The 17,831-nt window shown below is 44.5% G+C and carries 14 protein-coding genes; 6 read left to right on the forward strand and 8 right to left on the reverse strand.

Annotation, left to right across the window (positions count from 1 at the left end):
* Positions 1 to 121: 121 nt before the first annotated feature.
* From ACQEXP_RS08235 to ACQEXP_RS08245, 3 genes are all read right to left on the reverse strand, one after another.
* Entirely contained in the window at positions 122 to 589 is a 468-nt protein-coding gene (locus ACQEXP_RS08235) for a DM13 domain-containing protein (protein ID WP_269374938.1), read from the reverse strand.
* A gap of 75 nt (positions 590 to 664) precedes the next feature.
* Positions 665 to 1,894: a peptidase T gene (gene pepT, locus ACQEXP_RS08240; RefSeq protein WP_426969360.1), complete on the reverse strand. Its 1,230-nt coding sequence runs from the start codon at positions 1,892 to 1,894 to the stop codon at positions 665 to 667.
* 165 nt (positions 1,895 to 2,059) lie between these two features.
* Entirely contained in the window at positions 2,060 to 3,268 is a 1,209-nt protein-coding gene (locus ACQEXP_RS08245; protein WP_426969361.1) for a NupC/NupG family nucleoside CNT transporter, read from the reverse strand.
* Positions 3,269 to 3,808: 540 nt separating this feature from the next.
* Here ACQEXP_RS08245 and ACQEXP_RS08250 point away from each other — a divergent pair.
* The gene (locus ACQEXP_RS08250) at positions 3,809 to 4,255 is read left to right on the forward strand and encodes an exoribonuclease R (protein WP_426969363.1); all 447 of its coding nucleotides are present in this window, start codon (positions 3,809 to 3,811) and stop codon (positions 4,253 to 4,255) included.
* A gap of 121 nt (positions 4,256 to 4,376) precedes the next feature.
* On the forward strand, positions 4,377 to 5,297 hold the full coding sequence (locus tag ACQEXP_RS08255) for a hypothetical protein (protein WP_426969487.1): 921 nt from the start codon (positions 4,377 to 4,379) through the stop codon (positions 5,295 to 5,297).
* 35 nt (positions 5,298 to 5,332) lie between these two features.
* Here ACQEXP_RS08255 and ACQEXP_RS08260 read toward each other — a convergent pair whose 3' ends face one another.
* Positions 5,333 to 6,586, reverse strand: a complete 1,254-nt coding sequence (locus ACQEXP_RS08260) for an SGNH/GDSL hydrolase family protein (RefSeq protein WP_426969364.1) — start codon at positions 6,584 to 6,586, stop codon at positions 5,333 to 5,335.
* A gap of 422 nt (positions 6,587 to 7,008) precedes the next feature.
* Between ACQEXP_RS08260 and ACQEXP_RS08265 the strand changes: the two genes are divergently transcribed.
* Both ACQEXP_RS08265 and ACQEXP_RS08270 read left to right on the forward strand, forming a co-directional pair.
* Positions 7,009 to 9,039, forward strand: a complete 2,031-nt coding sequence (locus ACQEXP_RS08265) for a S8 family serine peptidase (RefSeq protein WP_426969365.1) — start codon at positions 7,009 to 7,011, stop codon at positions 9,037 to 9,039.
* 15 nt (positions 9,040 to 9,054) lie between these two features.
* On the forward strand, positions 9,055 to 9,384 hold the full coding sequence (locus ACQEXP_RS08270) for an ATPase (protein WP_269374945.1): 330 nt from the start codon (positions 9,055 to 9,057) through the stop codon (positions 9,382 to 9,384).
* 122 nt (positions 9,385 to 9,506) lie between these two features.
* Here ACQEXP_RS08270 and ACQEXP_RS08275 read toward each other — a convergent pair whose 3' ends face one another.
* The 4 genes from ACQEXP_RS08275 to ACQEXP_RS08290 are packed head-to-tail and all read right to left on the reverse strand — an operon-like array spanning position 9,507 to position 14,631.
* Positions 9,507 to 10,769, reverse strand: a complete 1,263-nt coding sequence (locus ACQEXP_RS08275; protein WP_426969367.1) for a sigma-54-dependent transcriptional regulator — start codon at positions 10,767 to 10,769, stop codon at positions 9,507 to 9,509.
* Complete coding sequence (locus ACQEXP_RS08280; protein ID WP_426969368.1) at positions 10,705 to 13,116, reverse strand: ATP-binding protein; 2,412 nt, start codon at positions 13,114 to 13,116, stop codon at positions 10,705 to 10,707. Before ACQEXP_RS08280 ends, ACQEXP_RS08275 begins: the two co-directional genes overlap by 65 nt.
* A complete protein-coding gene (locus ACQEXP_RS08285) occupies positions 13,113 to 14,396 on the reverse strand; it encodes an ABC transporter substrate-binding protein (protein WP_426969369.1) in 1,284 nt (427 codons plus the stop codon). The genes ACQEXP_RS08280 and ACQEXP_RS08285 overlap by 4 nt, the downstream gene beginning before the upstream one ends.
* 46 nt (positions 14,397 to 14,442) lie before the next feature.
* Positions 14,443 to 14,631: a hypothetical protein gene (locus tag ACQEXP_RS08290; protein WP_426969371.1), complete on the reverse strand. Its 189-nt coding sequence runs from the start codon at positions 14,629 to 14,631 to the stop codon at positions 14,443 to 14,445.
* A 68-nt stretch (positions 14,632 to 14,699) separates the two neighbouring features.
* Between ACQEXP_RS08290 and ACQEXP_RS08295 the strand changes: the two genes are divergently transcribed.
* Positions 14,700 to 16,079 (forward strand): MFS transporter, encoded by a 1,380-nt coding sequence (locus ACQEXP_RS08295; RefSeq protein ID WP_426969372.1) that lies wholly within the window; start codon positions 14,700 to 14,702, stop codon positions 16,077 to 16,079.
* A 172-nt stretch (positions 16,080 to 16,251) separates the two neighbouring features.
* Entirely contained in the window at positions 16,252 to 17,706 is a 1,455-nt protein-coding gene (gene pyk / locus ACQEXP_RS08300; RefSeq protein ID WP_426969374.1) for a pyruvate kinase, read from the forward strand.
* Positions 17,707 to 17,831: the final 125 nt, after the last annotated feature.

Genomic DNA, 17,831 nt, shown 5'->3' on the forward strand with positions numbered 1-17,831 from the left:
TTTGAACGGTGATCGGTTGTCACTGCACTGTCAGAAAACATCTATTGAGTGCAAAAAATATCAAATACTCAAATTTGAGATACCTTTAAAGCCCATTATTCAGAAATGTCCTACATAATAATTATTTATATCTTGCCGACGTAATAAACTGGCCAAAGCTTTCACACCAGATAATAACGGTATTGTATTTAGCCGCATCAAACCCTGTTGGAAGAGTGACAGTAAAGCGATCGAAACTTTTGACATCACCAACCTGAACCATCTGATCTTTTTGCGCTAAAAAGTCTGCTTCGGTTTCAATAAAGGTTGGCGAAAAATATAACTTGTAGTCGGGTCCAGGAGCCAATTCGCCAACAAAAGCGACTTCATCTTGGCTGATTGAAAGTGAACCTTCTCCCCAATGCAAGAAATCACTATCTTTGCGATCTTTTTGAAAACTCGCAGTATAGATAGCCTGCGTGGTGATACTTTGCACCTGCTGCATCGTAGGAGATGGAGGTTGAGTGAGAATGGGCAACGCATAAATTCCTAATGCGAAGCCCAATGCGATACACATCGTGTGTGTTAGCAGCAGCAATATCCTTTTCATCCTGACGCTCACTTGAAAAATTACTGCTATAAATGTATATGATTTTTAATGAAATATCAGTGTCGAATTAGATACTTATTGGTAATTAAGTGCTGTTTTCTCTGCCAATGTCACAATAACTTTTACCGCTTGCTCCATTCCCTCTATCGAAACGAACTCATGGATGCCATGAAAGTTGTAACCACCAGTGAAAATGTTAGGGCATGGCAGGCCCATAAATGATAACCGCGCACCATCCGTACCACCACGAATAGGCTTAATCTGGGGCTGAACATCGCACGCAATCATCGCTTGTTTCGCTAACTCTATGATATGCGGATACGGCTCCACTTGCTCTTTCATGTTGAAGTAACTATCGGTTAACTTCAATTCAACTGAACCGTGCGTTAATTGGCTGTTCAACTCGGCAACTTTTTCAATCATAAATTGTTTACGAGCCGCTTGCCCTTCACGGTCAAAGTCTCGGATGATGTAGCCCAACTCGCTACGTGCAACCGACATACTCGCAGACTTCAGATGGTAAAAACCCTGATAACCATCAGTGCACTCAGGAGTCTCGTCACTTGGCATCATCATTTGGAACTGAGCAGCAATGTTCATTGAGTTAACCATCTTGTCTTTTGCTGTTCCAGGATGAACATTGACACCATGGCAAATAACATCAGCGCTGGTCGCATTAAAGTTCTCAAATTCCAGCTCACCGACCGGACCACCATCAATGGTGTAAGCCCACTCGGCCCCGAATCTTGCCACATCAAACTTGTCAGCACCTCGGCCGATCTCTTCGTCCGGCGTAAAGCCAATACAGATCTCACCGTGAGGGATTTCGGGATGGGCGATAAGCTCAGCCATAGCAGAGATAATTTCCGCAATGCCTGCTTTATTGTCTGCCCCAAGTAACGTTGTCCCATCTGTGGTAATTAAGTTATGCCCGTGTAATTGATGCAAATCGGGATATTGAATTGGAGAGAGTATTTGGTCACCTTTACCTAACGCAATATCGCCACCCTGATAATCTTCTACAATCTGCGCTTTTACATTCTCTCCTGAAGCATCAGGCGCAGTGTCCATATGCGCGATAAAGCCAATCGCTGGAACAGGATATTCCACGTTACTTGGCAGTTTAGCCATTAAATACCCATTGGAATCGAGAGAAACATGACTTAAGCCAAGTTCAATCAATTCCTGTTTAAGAAATTGAGCAAAGGTCATTTGTCCTTCGCTGCTTGGACAGGCAAGGTTGTGCGGATTTGATTGAGTATTAAAAGTCACATAGCGCAGAAAACGTTGTACCAATTCATTCATAAATACATTCTCTTTTAATTTAAGCCTTACTCATAACGAGCTCTCATCGTACGCCTTCTTAGCTACAAGGCTTTGCTATAAATCATTTTTTTCGCAATAACTAGCGAATACAAAAAAGCCCGAATAGCATGGCTATTCGGGCTTAAAAATATTCAAGTTGCAGGATTAAAGCAGAATAAAGATACCTGCTAAACATGCACTCATCAGGTTAGCTAATGTGCCAGCAAGCACAGCTTTAATACCTAAATTGGCGACTTCAGCGCGTCGCTCTGGCGCAATAACGCCGATTGAGCCAAGCTGGATTGCAATAGAACCAATGTTAGCAAAACCACAAAGTGCAAAAGTAATGATGACTTGGCTATGCTCTGAAAGCAGAGCTTTATGTTCAACAAAATCAATGAACGCAACAAATTCATTCATTACGATCTTCTGACCGATGTATGAGCCAGCCATCAACACTTCATTGGAAGGAACACCAATAACCCATGCTAGTGGCGAGAACAAATATCCAAACAGTGCTTGTAGTGTAATGCCACTAAAGCCAACCAGCTCACCTAGGCTTTCAAGACCCGTGTTCACCATCGCAATCACACTGACAAAAGCTATCAGCATAGTACCCACAGCAACAGCCACCTTCATGCCATTCATCGCACCACTTGCTAGTGCATCAATCACATTACTCTCTTGCGCTTGGTCCATTTCAATATTTGATTGGTCGATAGGAGTATCACGTTCAGGCACAATGATTTTTGCCATCATCAAACTACCTGGTGCAGCCATAAAACTCGCGGCAATCAGATATTTTAGCTCCACTCCCAGACCAGCATAGCCACCGAGCACACTCCCAGCAACAGACGCCATACCGCCAGCCATAACCGCAAACAGTTCAGAACGAGTCATTCGAGAAAGGAAAGGACGAACTAAAAGAGGAGACTCACCTTGAGAAAGGAAAATGTTACCCGTTGCCACCAAAGATTCTGCTTTACTGGTGCCAAGGAATTTTTGAATACCGCCACCGATGAACTCGATAACTTTTTGCATAATGCCGAGGTAGTAAAGCGCAGAAATAAGAGCACTAAAGAAGATGATGATAGGAAGAACGCGAACAGCAAAAATGAACCCAGTATTGGCGAGATCACCAAATAGGAAGGCTATCCCTTGATCTGCAAACCCCAATAAGCTCGATACGCCGCTACTTAAACTTGTTAATGCTGCCTGTCCCCAAGGGAAGTAAAGCACTAACGCTGCAAAACCAACTTGAAGTAACAGAGCACGAGACACTGTTTTCCAGTTAATTGATTGGCGACTTTCCGACAGTAATACTGCGCACAAAAGCAGGGCAATGACACCGATTAAGCCAAATAAAACATTCATTAAAAATTACCTCTACAAGCATTGAATTGGTAGCTGGTCCTGTCCTTGGGGTCATTCACCATTCCCTGTGACGGCTTGTATTGGTAGAGCTGTTATTCTCAACCGGGCGGAAAGTATAGCGCCACGAATGAGAGTTTCATCACATATTTTCACGCAAACGTTCAAGCGTTCAATGTATGACCATTCTGCACATTTGGGGCACCAATTGGTCGGGGTAAACTTCGTTTTCACCCTTGTCAACATATGCACTTAAACACCTAAATATTTGGAACCAAACTCTCAATTTCACTGTCAGGGCATCACAATTCTTGTCCAAAAACTGGCGTTATATCATTTGGCACCTAGTGTTAAATGATAAAGCTTAACGTACCTTTGGTATGACAGTTAAGTTCACTACAACGTCATAGGCTTACCTAGCTAATACAACTAAGACTTTCCCCGCGCAAGCGGGGATTTTTTTGGCTCGTAAGGGAGGATCGTATGGCATTTTTCCTCCCAACCGCTAGAATACCCGCCCTACTTTGATGTCTGAGAACCTATATGCAACGCGATTACACTTACAGCAGTCTCACGCAAACTTCTCGTGAAGAACTTGAAGAACTGAGCCTGAAAATGATTCATCGTCTTATTCCTGAAGAATCAATGACAGAACTGTTTACGTTTGAGCAAGATGAGACCGAAGATCAGGATAAGCTTCAAGAAGCTCAGTTTGACGCAATGCTAAGAATGAACGCCATCGCACTGAGCGAACTGCCAGCGTTATTTGAAGAATCGGACAATAAGCAGCAAAACATCATTCGAATGCAGCGACTACTGCTGTGGCATTTTTACACAGTATCATTCCATCTAGAGCGAGCGATTCCACTTGAGACTCACTGTAACCACGTTGAGATAATCCTCAAGGATAGCCCTCAGAATGCACTCGAATGGGTTACGACACTCACTGACTTACTGCGTCAATACGCTCAGATTGCACAGTCAAAATAATCTTATCGCTGGCTGTTTTGCGGCTGGCGGTAAAGTTTCATCTATCATTTCAAGCAATTTATTGACCTGTCCTATCATAGATGACGATACTAAGTTCTTTATCACTAACTCCTTATCCGGTTTGCGTTATCTAGCTTTATTGCCACTACTACTGCCTTTTAGTGCCTATGGGGAAAGTGACATCGACTATTCGTCATGTCACAGTCAGCCCGATAGCGCCAAGATCCTTGATTCAACCTTTAGCTACGTCAATACCAAACTCTGCCAACCTGCAGTTTGGTTTGATAATTTCTTCGTTGATGAACGTGTCGACGAAGATGCGCAAGCGGGAAGCCTTGTCAGATGGGTTAATGACTTCGTCTATGTCGAAGGAGAAGGTTACCAATTCAACACTAAATTTAAGGCACGTTTCCACCTCCCTAAAGTTACAAAACGGCTCAAGATCGTGTTTGAATCCGATGATGAATCCGATCTTCTCGACCTATTTCCACGCAGTAGCCAAGACGCTGAAAATACACTTGGCCTAAGGTACGACTGGCTAAGTAACGAACGTAACAGCTTCAACGTAAAACTGACCGCGAAGCCCGGCATAGAAGCTCGATTTCGTTATATTTACCCTATCAGTAACGACGTCATCTTACGCGCGACTCAGAAACTCTACCAAAAGAAACGCTTAACAGGAGAATCTACCGAGCTAGATCTCGACTACTCGTTATCTCCAGATTTCCTAGTTCGTTGGAGCAACATCGCCAGTTACGAAGATGATATTAAAGGCTGGCAGCTCGGGACAGGCGTCACCCTTTATCAACATATCTCAGATAAGCAAGCCATTAGCTATCAAGCGAGTACAACGGGGACGAATCGCCCGTTCCACTACATCACTAATACGCATGTTTCTCTGACTTACAGGCAGAACATATTGCGCCCTTGGTTGTTCTATGAACTCACACCGGAATACAACTGGGGACGAGAAGCCGATAGCCAGAGAGAGGGAGAAGCCCAGATCACCCTGAGACTCGAAGTTCTTTTCCATAACATATAAAAAAGCCGAGCTTGAGCTCGGCTTAATGGTGAGGTCTAGAAGGGATGATCTGCGAGTTGCTGACTGTCTTCTAGCATCTGTTGTGCAACGTACTGGTGTGTCGCTGTTGTCGGATGGGTTACGTCCCAGAACACAAACTTATCCGAACCTTGATAAGCACACTCAGAGCGCAAAGGATGGTTGTACAAATAGTCGACGGATGAAGAACGATTAATATCGAGACACGCTTCACTTGCGTTAACAAATCCATGCGCTTGAGGATCAGCAACCAAGCTCTCAAACAAAGCATGGGTATCATGCAGAGTAATGGTGTAACCCTGTGCAGTGTAGTACGCCACTTGTGCTTTTATGAATCGATTCATCTCAACAATCTTCGCGCGAATTTTGTCAATCTCTTCTTGGGTAGAATAGCTAAACTGAGGCGCACGTGTTGCATCTGGTAATGTCATTAACAAGAGGTGCTTCGCCCCAGCGTCGGTGAGTCGAATCAGTGCCTCTGCATAATCAGATTTAACCTCCGCGACACTTCGGTTGTAATTCATGAAGTCATTCAATCCAAACTCTAAGGTAAATAGCGTATTTTCAGGTCGGTAGTTTTTCGCTAACTTCGCGTAGGTTAAATAAGAAGTAACCTGATCCCCGACGCCCGTTAACGCAATGTATTGGTTCTCGCCCGCAGCCCCACCGACTGCCCAGTTGTAAAGAGGTAGATTTTTCGCTTTAGCAATGTATTCCGTCCAAACAAATCCGTTCGAAAAATGCCCCAAGAACCAACTGTTCGGGTTCGGGAAACGCCACTGCGAGGCATTAAAAATATTGCCGGTATCCGATAAGCTATCGCCAAACGCAATCATCTTGTTGATTTGCTGCGGCTGAACAACAGGGTCGTTGCTCCAGATCGAATGGTTGTACGAGAAACGATTATCGGCCGCATAGTAAGTAATATCGGCATTGTCGTTCGCAAGATCCAATGTTTGTTCACAACGTTGTTTAATGATGCTGTGGGGAGTGTCGGTATAAAACATGTTTTTAAACGACACTGAGCTCCACCAATATCCATTCAAAGTGAAGTAACTTCCGTCAGGATTTTCAGCCCATTCCCAATCTGTGCCAGAATCATCTTTGGAATAGCTGGTTCGATACCAACATCGCACATAAGTATAAGTTTGCTTACCCTGTGCACTGACAACTTGTGCTGGAGATATCATCTCAGGGGTAATCAACTCTTCTGACGCCGAAGCAAATGCGAGTGGCAGCAAAGCACTCATTAGTGTCATGGTTCTTTTCATAAGATTCTCGTTATTGTAATTAATGAGAAACACTCTCATCTAAATGTCATTTTCAGACTAATTACTCTAACGAGTCAAATGTAAGAATAATCCTATGCCCAGCTTTGTAACCAAGATCTATTTTCAATAGATTTAGTAAATATATCCCACCACCCCAAAAATAGAATATTTACTCAAAATTTATGATTAGAAAAGCAATTTATCACTACTAAGTAATTGCTTTATAAGAATATATAAGCACTACCAGTGTTAACGGATTGTGTTGTTTTGAAGATCTTTTGTTCAGTTTTATCGATTCAGGACGTAAATGTATTGGCATTTTCTGACAAGTGATCATAGCTATATTGCTCATTCACATTTTCTTTGAATGAGAACTAATTAATAAAAAGTGAATAAAATTGTCTCAAAAGGAATAAGACAAAATGCATCACAAAACAAATACAATCAAAGGTTTGTTTTCAACTACTGCGGTTGCAGTAGTGCTAACACTACCAACGTCAGCATACGCTTCTTTAACTGGATTCGACGAATCCAAACTACCCACCAAGTACATCGTTAAGTTCAAAGATGACCAAGCTGCTCTTTCTTCAATGAGCACTAGTCCTTTCTCCGGACCACGAATCGTACAAGAATCGGTGTTGGAACAACTCAACGCCAACAAAGTAGAAAAGCTAGGTGACCAATCGATATACAGTATCGAAATCGACAACACAAAAGTAACTCAGTTGAGTAATCGAAGTGACGTCGAGTATGTGGAGATTGATCCACCCCGCTACCTTTTGAGTGAAACGGTGCCATGGGGCTACACCGCCGTAAACGCTCAGCTTCTTGATGACTCAAACGCGGGCAATCGCACTGTGTGTATCATTGATTCAGGTTACGACTTATCACACAACGATTTAAGCGGAAACCGAGTCTCTGGCACAAATGACAGTGGGACAGGCTCGTGGAGTGCTCCGGGTAACAACAATGCCCACGGCACTCACGTAGCGGGAACCATTGCAGCAATTGCGAACAACGAGGGCATTAAGGGCGTAATGCCAAATCAAAACGTTAATTTGCATATTGTTAAAGTGTTTAACGAATCGGGATGGGGGTACTCATCTAGCTTGGTTAAAGCGATTCAAACCTGTGCAGACAACGGTGCTAACGTGGTCAATATGAGCCTAGGTGGCAGTCAGTCCAGTGTTACTGAACAAAATGCACTTCAACGCATTTATGACCAAGGGGTACTGCTGATCGCTGCGGCAGGTAACGACGGTAATACCGCGCACAGTTACCCTGCCTCCTATGACTCAGTCATGTCGGTCGCTGCAATAGACAATCAAAATGCTCACGCAGCGTTCTCTCAAGCAACGGATCAAGTTGAGATTTCTGGCCCAGGTGTGGCGATCTTGTCCACTGTTACGGTCGGAGAAGGTAAACTTTCAGACATCCAATTAGACGGTGTAAGTCAATTCGACCGCGGTATCGTCCCACATAACCGCTTAGTACAGCGTTCAGGCAACTATCAATCGGAACCTGTTGCAGGTTCAGTTACTGCGTCTCTTGGTGTTTGTGACACCTCCAACGGCCGTTTTACTTGCGCTGATATGACTAACAAGATTTGTCTGGTTGAACGTATTGGTAACCAAGGTTCAGGAAGCTATCCGGAAATAAATGCGGTTCAAGCTTGTTACGATGCGGGCGCTAGAGCGAGTATTGTTTACAGCAATAGCGACTTGCCTGGACTACAAAATCCGTTCCTTGTCGACACAAACGATACCGCGCGTATACTGTCGGTCACGGTTGACCGAGAATTTGGCCAACAGCTTCTCGCATACGCAGGTCAGGAGATCTCTGTTTCAACAACGCTTGGAGAAGACTACGAGTATTACAACGGGACTTCAATGGCAACGCCACATGTCACAGGTGTCGCTGGTTTAGTCTGGAGTTACTACCCTACTTGTACTGCGGCTCAAATACGTAGTGTGCTAACCAAGACAGCTACCGATATTGATGTTGCAGGACGCGATAATCGAACCGGCTACGGTCTCGTTGACAGCGACGCTGCAGTTAAGTATCTGGAGCAGTACGGTTGTGAAGGTTCTGGCAATGGCGACAATGGAACTGATAGCTATGTAAACGATACCGCGGTTGCGATCCCAGACAACAACTCCCGTGGCGTGATAAGTGAACTATCTGTAAGCCGTGCTGGCGACGCTGGTATCATCACTGTAGCGATTGATATCAGTCACACCTACATCGGTGATCTCAAAGTCACATTAATCTCACCAGAAGGTGGCCAAGTCACTCTGCATGACAACACAGGTGGCAGTTCAAATAACATCCAGAACAGCTATCAAGTTGACTTCACTGGCTTTGAGTCAAAAGGTGATTGGCAGCTAAAAGCGGTTGATAGTGCGAGACGAGATGTGGGTACAATTAATCGCTGGTCACTGACTTTTCCATAAGGAGTTCAAGTCACTATGGTAAATAGACTCATAACATGTTCAATACTGCTGATGATAGGGATCACAGGCTCGGTACTCGCCAATAGCCAAGGTTTCCCTTTCCCCGGAAACAAACAAGAGGCTACAGAGCAAGCACCAACAAGATACTTCGTTAAATATCTTGTTGGTAAAGCATCCGAGGCTCGTGAGGCTATCGCTCAATCTGGTCTAAACATTGTTGATGAGCTACCTGAAGACCACGTATTGGTTGTTGAAGGAGAGTCCAAACAAGTTGAAAAACTGATGCAGAGCTCTTCGATTGAATACACCGAACCCGAGCCGATAAGAAAACTATTGGCTCAGTAATGACAAAGGCGAACATTCGTTCGCCTTTGCTACTTTTCCACGCCTAAGTCACGAACAAAACCACGCTCTTCGTAACCATGCTCTCTCACGGTATTAAAGCTTCCAGTGAGCGGTGTGAATGTCTATGACCGACTTTTAAATTTGTCTTTGTCTATCGCGTGTTTTTTCATCCTTAAATAGAGCTTTTTCCGCGGAACTTGCAGGTAATCAGCGGCCTCACTCACTCGCCCCGAATGCAAAAACAGCGCATCTTCAATGACACCTTTTTCAAAGTCATCCACCAATTCATCAAGCGGTAGCTGCGTTTCAGCTTGGGTATAGAGTTTTTCTTTACCCGTTAATTTAATGATCCCTACCGCATATAGCTCAGCTATATTTCGTAATTCACGGACATTTCCAGGCCAAGCATGACCTCTGAGTATCGACAAATAGTTCGACTCCACTTTAGGGAGCAGTTTACCTAATGTCTTACAGCTCTTTTTAAGATAGTGATGAAATAACACCGCTATATCGTCTGGACGCTGTCGCAAAGCTGGCATTTCTATCACCCCCTGATTGAGCACGTAATAGAGCTCGGGAATTAACTGCTGCTTAGCGATGAGTGTTTCTGGATCGCAGCCTAAAACAGCTATCACACGTAACGGCCTACCCTCTCTTTCGTTGCCGATCAGCCTTTGAGCCAGAAACCGTTGGCACTCTTCTGAAAGTAACTCCGCACTATCCAGCATCAGAGTTCCTTCTTTAAACTCAGACAGCTGTTGAGCCAAGTCACTTTCCATCATATCCGACTTTGCTTGAATGACTTCAAAGGCATCCCCTTTGTCAGACATTGAGTGCAATAGATGCGCAGCAAGGTGCCTGCCAGTTCCAGATTCACCCCAAATAACAACATGATTCTTGAGTAAGGCAAACTGGGAAATAAGGAGACGGATTTGCTCCAATTGCGCCGAGCTTCCCACTAAAGACTTATCAATCGTGGCGACCATTGCATGTTTTTGTTCAATAAAGCTGCGCCGTAAATCTAAATGCTCTTTGACCATTTCCAATAGTGCCGCAGGATTAATCGGCTTCTCAATGAACTCGCACGCCCCTTTTTTGACGGCATCCACCGCCATTGGGATATCGCCATGCCCAGTAATCACAATGACCGGAATCCGTTCATCAATTTGTTTAATTTTCTCTAGTAACTCCAGCCCATGAATCTGTGGCATGTACATATCCAACAACACGACCCCCGCCCAATCAGGGGTGAGAAACTGTGTCGTCAATGTAGGGTCAAGGAGTGGCTTCGCCGAAAGTCCAGCGATATCCATCAGATGCTTATAGGAATCCAAAACATCTTGGTCGTCGTCCACTAATAGGATCGAGTAAATAAGATTTTGCATGTAGCAATTCCAAAATAACTAACGCGCCTTTATCTAAGTTGGACGCTAAATAAATCTGCCCAGAGTGTTTTTCCATCAGAGATTTGCTTATGTTTAGCCCAAGCCCCAAACCCACTTCTTTGGTCGTCGTGAAGGGCGTAAAGAGTTTATCAATGATGCTAAAATCAAACCCGTTACCGCTATCAAATATTCCGATAGCATGATGTGTCTTAGTCTCGTAAACCGCACGAATAGTGATTTTTCGCTTCTCTCCATTCTGCTCATCAATAGCATCACAGCTATTCACCAACAGATTGACGAGTACCTGTTCTATGGCGAGAGCGTTCCCATGTACGGTAAGGTCTGAGGTCAATTGGTTATCAATTTCGACCATTTGTCTTCTTGCTTTTGCGATCACAATGGTCATCGCTTGGTCTGCGATATCTTTAAGATTTTGCGTTGCCGCTGGCTGGTCATCGTCTGACTTTTTCGCAAAGCTCCGTAAGCTGGATATGATTTTCCCCATCCGCATAGCCAAGCCTTCGATGTAACCAAGTGACTGATTGACGCCTGCAAAATTACCCGCTTGCGATGAAATTTTGGCACTATACAAATAAGTAGACATTGCATTGAGCGGCTGATTTAGCTCATGCGCCATACTGGTCATGGTTTGCCCTACCACTGCCATTTTTGCTGCTTGTATCAACTCACCTTGTGTTTGTTTTAGGTGTCGTTCCGTTCGCTCGCGCTCAACGATTTCCTCTAACAAGCGGTGATTTTTCTCTCTTAAATCTGATGTTTTATCCGCAACACGTTGCTCTAGCTCCCGTGTATTCAATTCTTGCTGGGTAATATCAGTGATCGTAACAATCACTTTGTTGAGTTGACCATGTGAAAACAGATGGAAATCGAAATGCAGATAGCAGGTCTGCTCATCTACAACACATAGGGTAATCTCATCATGCCCATCTCTAAATAACGCTCCATTACGTTGGAACACTTTGGCTAAGACCCGTTGGCTGCGATTTTCGAACGAATCCCAAATCAACTTCTTTTCCACCTCTCCCTGAACCGCCAGTAGCCTGCGCGCGCTGAGATTGGCAGACTCGACATATCCCGCTAAGTCACAGGTCAATAAACTCGCAGATGTGTTGTTGATCAGACTCATCGCATTGGTACGCTGAATCTCTTTGACGCTGACGCCATACTCAATCAGTTTTTCACTCAGGCGACCAATCTCATCAGCCCCATCAACTTGAATAGGATGACTTAAATCGCCTTTTGTTATCGCATCAATACTCGAACTTAATGCCGTTAGACGAGCAACGATGCGGCGATTTATAAAATAGTACGTGAGGAACAGCGACATCACTATCGATACACTGAAACAAACGATAAGAACATGGTTCCCATAGGAGACAAGACTCGTCGTTTGCGCTTGTACATTGATAAAGCTGTCATCAGCCTCTTGTACAATCAAACCAATCTGCTGATGAATATCACTTAGCTGTTGGTCAATATTGACCTTTAACAGATCAATACGTTGGTTTAACGCTACCTTATCTAACACTTGATGGTAGAAAACACCTTGTGGGGCAAGTAATGTCGCTAACTCTTGAATTAACTGCTGGTACGCAATGGTTGAAGGTAGGACAAAAATGGCGGCACTATTGCTCACCAAATCATCCAACTTGTATTGGATTACTTTAGTCGCATTGTGGACCTCACCAAGTTGCTGCGCCTGAATAACTTCGCTGGTCATAGCGAAGACATTCGACTCCAGATCTAATACATGCTGAATCGCTCGTAATTGATCCAAGGCGATGTTGCGCTCTTCGCCAGTTTCATCACGTCGGATCAACCAATGTAACTCTTGGCGTATCGGTGTGAGTTCAGAACGAATATCTTGATGAATCCAGTTGATCTGCTCTTCTAATTTATTCACTCTGCGACTTTGTTCAATCCGCTGAAGCACGAGCGTACTGTACTGTTCTAATGTTTCATCAAGAACTCGGTAACGCTCAGAAAGCATTTGAGTTTCGTCGTTTGACATATCCCCAGAACCTATGCGATTCAGAGTCAAATTGATGGCTTCAAGCTGCTCAGAGAGTTCTGCGATTTGTCTGTTCAACTCAACTTTGTTATTCAGACGAGGCAACAGTTGAACTCGATAGCGTATCTCACTACTTCGGCTTTCTAGCAAGTAGCTGGTGTTGTATTTCGGCACACTATTGTCGAGCAGTTCACTCACTTGCTCATCGAGTTGGTTCCACGTTAGCCAGGCAACAATACTCACTACCATCAGTAAAAGCGTTGAACCAGCAAAGGCTAGGATCAACTTTGCGCCAATCGTACTCCACTTAGTCATAGCGCGAGCTCTACTTGAATGGCTTTTAGGGTATCCGCCACCTGAAGCAAATTGTCCTCAAATTTAACCCCGAAACGATAACCAAACTCTGCCAATACTGCTTGTTCCAATCCGCTAGAGGCTTGATTTGAAGCATCTTGTTCAGCAATGGAGTTCGCGATCAAACGGATTTCTTCCTCTGTCATCGGGATTAGGAAAAGTTGCTGTTTTAAGTGAGAGACTCTCGTACTCAGTTCAGGGTTCGACGCAGTGATTGACTCAAGCTCTGCAATGCTGTGCCAAAGATCCTGCAACTCTGGTAGACGCTTCGTTATCGCTTCATCAAAAATGATATTAACCAGCTTTTCTCTTTTCATTAGTTTTTCCAAATTAAGAGGCGGATTCTTCTCGCTATACAACGAGTCATCTTTAATCGAGTGCTTGGCAAAGTCACTGTTGACCATACTATCTTGGACGCCTTTGGATAGGAGCAGCGTAATAAAGCTTTGGGTTGATTCATTTTCTCCTGAGTTTTTTAGCACCCCAATATAGGTTGGCATTAGCGTAAAATCTGAATCGTATCCAAAGCCAACATGCTGAAACTGTTTTGGTAACACTAACGCATAGCTGTCGATGGTGGGTCCAACGCCAAATTGTCCTTTAGCGACATAGTCAGCGACACCAAAGCTGCGAGAGGAAACAGTGCCCAGATTGGCTCCAACATTTAAAATGATTGCCCAACCTTTTAACCACCCATGTTTGGCTAAAATACTTTCTATCATCATTTGTGTCGTCCCCGAACGACTTGGCGTACTCATCGTAATGTGACCAAAGTACTCAAACGCAACTAAATCTTTAAATTGATTTGGGATTTGTAGCTGGTTAGCTTTTAGGTAATCGTTGTTCCACACTAGCCCTGCACCAGAGTAGCCCACGCTGACTACTTTGTTTCGTTTAGGCAAAACAAAAGGCACCAACCACTCGGGCATTTCATTGCTATAAGACACGCTTGCCAGCTGGTTACGCTTATAAAGTTCCTCCATTAGAAATGGCGATGAACTAAGTACGACATCGACATCTTGCATGTAACTTTTGTTTAGTAGTTGAATCGCTGACTGTGTTCTTCTATGAATCAGCTTTATATCTACCTTAGGATTCCTTTGTTTATATTCCGACATTAACTCCGCGATTGGCTCGCTCGAAAACGTAGTGAGTACCACCAATTGATCTTGATTTGCCAACGCATATGGGCTGAACCAAAACGCGACCAGCCCTATCTTTGCCAATAGCCTTATAAACACTTTTGTTAATCCCACTTCACAAAATCCCCTAGAAATGTGCGTCAATTCAAAAAGTGACAAACCAACCACTAAATTCATCCCCAATTGAATGGGTCACTGCTGACGCAATTAAATCTCTCAATAGCGGTAATTCTATCAACTTCGTTACCAACAAAATGGTCAAAAGTGTCTCTTTTAACCCTCGCCAATCTTTAGTTTGGGTCATTTTTGCCTCAAAAGTAGCCTTTTGAGCCAATTCTCCTCCTTCTGCATCATGCCGACGACAACTCATTAATCGTCACACATATTCGGAGTGAAACATTTATGTTCAATTTCTTTAAAACACGCCCGGACTTACCTTTGTCCGATAGCTCTAAAGAGGCTATGCAATCCCGCTTTAAGAGCTTCCAATGGCAAGTATTCCTTGGTTTGGTATTTGGTTACGCTGTTTTCTACGTAGTTCGTATGAGTTTAGGTGTCGTGAAGAAACCTATGCTAGATGCGGGCATCGTCACCATTGAAGAACTCGGTATTATGGGTTCCGCCTTTTTCTTCACCTACGCAATAGGTAAGTTTTCGAACGGCTTCCTTTCTGACTACGCCAACATTGGCCGCTTTATGTCGTTCTCACTACTATTGTCGGGCGCGACAGCCGTCATCATGGGCTTGAATACCGCTGGTTTCTTCTTTGTTCTGCTTTGGGGTTTAAACGGTTGGTTCCAATCGGTAGGCTCAGCACCTTCATGTGTATCTCTGTTCCAATGGTTCTCGCCTAAACAACGTGGCTCGCGTTACTCAATATGGGGTGGCTCGCGTAACATCGGCGAAGGCATTACTTGGATCCTAACCGCTACACTCGTGAGCTACCTTGGCTGGCGCGCTGGCTTCATCGGCGCAGGTATCGCAGCAATCGTCGCAGCACTATGTATGTTCTTTATCCTTAAAGACCGCCCACAAACTTACGGTCTACCAGATGCTGCGACGGCTTTTGATGAAGAGCCAGAAATCAAGAAGAAAAATGATCCTAAAGAAACACGTCGCGCTCAGCTATTTGTATTAAAACAACCCGTTGTATGGCTTATCGCTGCGGCGTGTGCGGCAATGTACGTCTCTCGTTATGCGATGTCTTCTTGGGCAGTACTGTATCTGCAAGAGGCAAAAGGTTATTCGTTGATTGACGCCGGTTTTGCAATGTCTACGTACCCTATCGCTGGTCTAGCGGGGGCAATTTTATCAGGCATCGTATCGGATAAAATCTTTAACGCTAACCGTCATATCCCGACGCTACTATACGGATTGGCAAATATCGCGGGTATGTGTCTAATGTTCTTTGGCCCAGATAACCGCATGGTTGATGCAGTAGCCCTAGGCCTGATCGGTTTTGCTATCGGTGGTCTGGTCGTATTCCTTGCAGGCCTCACAGCTTGTGACCTGATGCCAAAGAACGCTGTTGGTGCGGTAAAAGGCTTCATTGGTTTGTTCTCTTACATGGCGGCATCTGCTCAAGAAATTATTTCTGCAAAGCTCATTACCATTACAGAAATCGACGGTGTTTCTAAGTACGACTTCTCTCAAGCTCAATACTTCTGGTTAGCGGCAGGTGTGCTGTCACTTCTGCTTGCGTTAACTGTTTGGAACGCGAAGAAAGTCGTTGATATCGATGAGGAAACTCAGCCTAAATTAAAAGCTAACGTTGCCAACTAACAACGAACTTGGGGGAGTTCGCTCCCCCTATGGCTGGCGATTGACATTGACTTGAGGTGACGTACTTATCTGGCTCCTAGAGATAGTACCCCCTTCCCCATCAAACGAATGTTGACCACCAGCCGCCCCCTTTTGATTACCCATTTTCGGTTATGTTGTTAAAGGTAAGGTTATGAATAAAACTAAAATCGTCGCGACACTAGGCCCCGCAAGCCAAAGTGCCACTGTGCTAGAAGAGATGATTCTCGCTGGCGTTAACGTGGTTAGGTTAAACTTTTCACATGGCAATCCCGCAGACCATATTGCGGCTGCAGTCAATGTCCGTAACACAGCACGAAAACTTGGAAAGCACATTGGCATTCTGGTTGATTTACAAGGACCTAAAATCCGCATTTCTGGATTTAAGAATGGAGCAGTCCGACTTGAACAAGGCGCAATATTTGCCCTAGATAGCACGCTAGATTCACAAGCGGGTGACGAGCAGCGAGTAGGTCTTGATTACCCTCAGTTAATTAAAGATCTCTCTGTCGGAAATGTCCTTCTGCTTGACGATGGGCGCATACAGCTCGAAGTCGTCCATATTGACGAAGCTGGCACGGTTGCAAACACTAAAGTACTAAACAGTGGAATCCTATCCAACCGCAAGGGGATCAACTTATTGGGCGGTGGGCTTTCTGCCCCAGCTTTAACTGAGAAAGATAAACAAGATATCGAGACAGCCGCGATCATTGACGCTGACTTTTTAGCCGTATCCTTTCCACGTAATGCGGACGACCTCCACTATGCTCGAGAAATCGCTCGCGCCACAGGCTGCAATGCACAAATTGTCGCTAAGGTTGAACGTGCTGAAATTGTCGAAAATCAGCAGACCATGGATGACGTGATCATCGCTTCTGACATCATTATGGTCGCTCGTGGCGATCTTGGCGTCGAAATTGGAGATGCTCGCTTACCTATTGTTCAAAAAGCACTTATCAGCCGTGCGAAACATTTTGGAAAACCCGTAATCACTGCGACTCAAATGATGGAGTCTATGATTGATAATCCTCTACCAACACGAGCAGAAGTGATGGATGTGGCGAACGCTGTTATCGATGGAACCGATGCGATTATGCTATCTGCCGAGTCCGCGACAGGTACCTATCCAGTTGAAACCGTAAAAGCGATGGCTCGAATTGCACGTGGTGTTGAACAAGAAATTGAATGCTCAAGCAGTTGCTGGGACAAGGTCCAACAGCTTTGTAGCAACAGTAGTAAGAGCTTCGCTGTTTCTTCTGTTTTGTTCGCGGCCAAATCACAACAAAACTTAGGCGTAGCGGTATTCACCAACAGTGGTGAAACCCCACTGCTTATGTCACGTTGTCATAGCCAAGCGATGATTTGGGCACTAAGCGACAATGAAAAGTTACTTTCTCGTCTATCTATCTTACGTGGCGTTCAACCTGTATTGGCTTCGATAGATGAATCCGATGTCACCACATCGGTTTTGGAAATCCTGGCACAGCCGATCAAAGATCACCAACTGCAATCACTGTTAATTTCTCGTTTTGAGTCAGTTGAAAACGCAGGCGATGTCAACATTAGCCGCCTGATTGCCATTCCAACTAAAGAAGCCATTGCAGCTTAATTATTGAATTCTCCATAAACATTAGTCACCCCCACTCCTTGCTCCACAGGGAAACTTAGGGATTTGGCCTACCCTCGCGGTAGGTCTTTTTTTCATAGAAACAAAAAGCGCCCCAATCGGAGCGC

The organism is Vibrio sp. TRT 1302 (assembly GCF_050113875.1).
Taxonomy (GTDB): Bacteria; Pseudomonadota; Gammaproteobacteria; order Enterobacterales; family Vibrionaceae; genus Vibrio.

Bases quoted from the DNA above. Each gene is read 5' to 3' on its own strand.
- ACQEXP_RS08245 (WP_426969361.1), bottom strand. From the start codon at position 3,268: ATGAATGTTTTATTTGGCTTAATCGGTGTCATTGCCCTGCTTTTGTGC.
- ACQEXP_RS08235 (WP_269374938.1), bottom strand. From the start codon at position 589: ATGAAAAGGATATTGCTGCTGCTAACACACACGATGTGTATCGCATTG.
- ACQEXP_RS08250 (WP_426969363.1), top strand. From the start codon at position 3,809: ATGCAACGCGATTACACTTACAGCAGTCTCACGCAAACTTCTCGTGAA.
- ACQEXP_RS08275 (WP_426969367.1), bottom strand. From the start codon at position 10,769: ATGCAAAATCTTATTTACTCGATCCTATTAGTGGACGACGACCAAGAT.
- pyk (WP_426969374.1), top strand. From the start codon at position 16,252: ATGAATAAAACTAAAATCGTCGCGACACTAGGCCCCGCAAGCCAAAGT.
- ACQEXP_RS08270 (WP_269374945.1), top strand. From the start codon at position 9,055: ATGGTAAATAGACTCATAACATGTTCAATACTGCTGATGATAGGGATC.
- ACQEXP_RS08260 (WP_426969364.1), bottom strand. From the start codon at position 6,586: ATGAAAAGAACCATGACACTAATGAGTGCTTTGCTGCCACTCGCATTT.
- pepT (WP_426969360.1), bottom strand. From the start codon at position 1,894: ATGAATGAATTGGTACAACGTTTTCTGCGCTATGTGACTTTTAATACT.
- ACQEXP_RS08295 (WP_426969372.1), top strand. From the start codon at position 14,700: ATGTTCAATTTCTTTAAAACACGCCCGGACTTACCTTTGTCCGATAGC.
- ACQEXP_RS08280 (WP_426969368.1), bottom strand. From the start codon at position 13,116: ATGACTAAGTGGAGTACGATTGGCGCAAAGTTGATCCTAGCCTTTGCT.
- ACQEXP_RS08265 (WP_426969365.1), top strand. From the start codon at position 7,009: ATGCATCACAAAACAAATACAATCAAAGGTTTGTTTTCAACTACTGCG.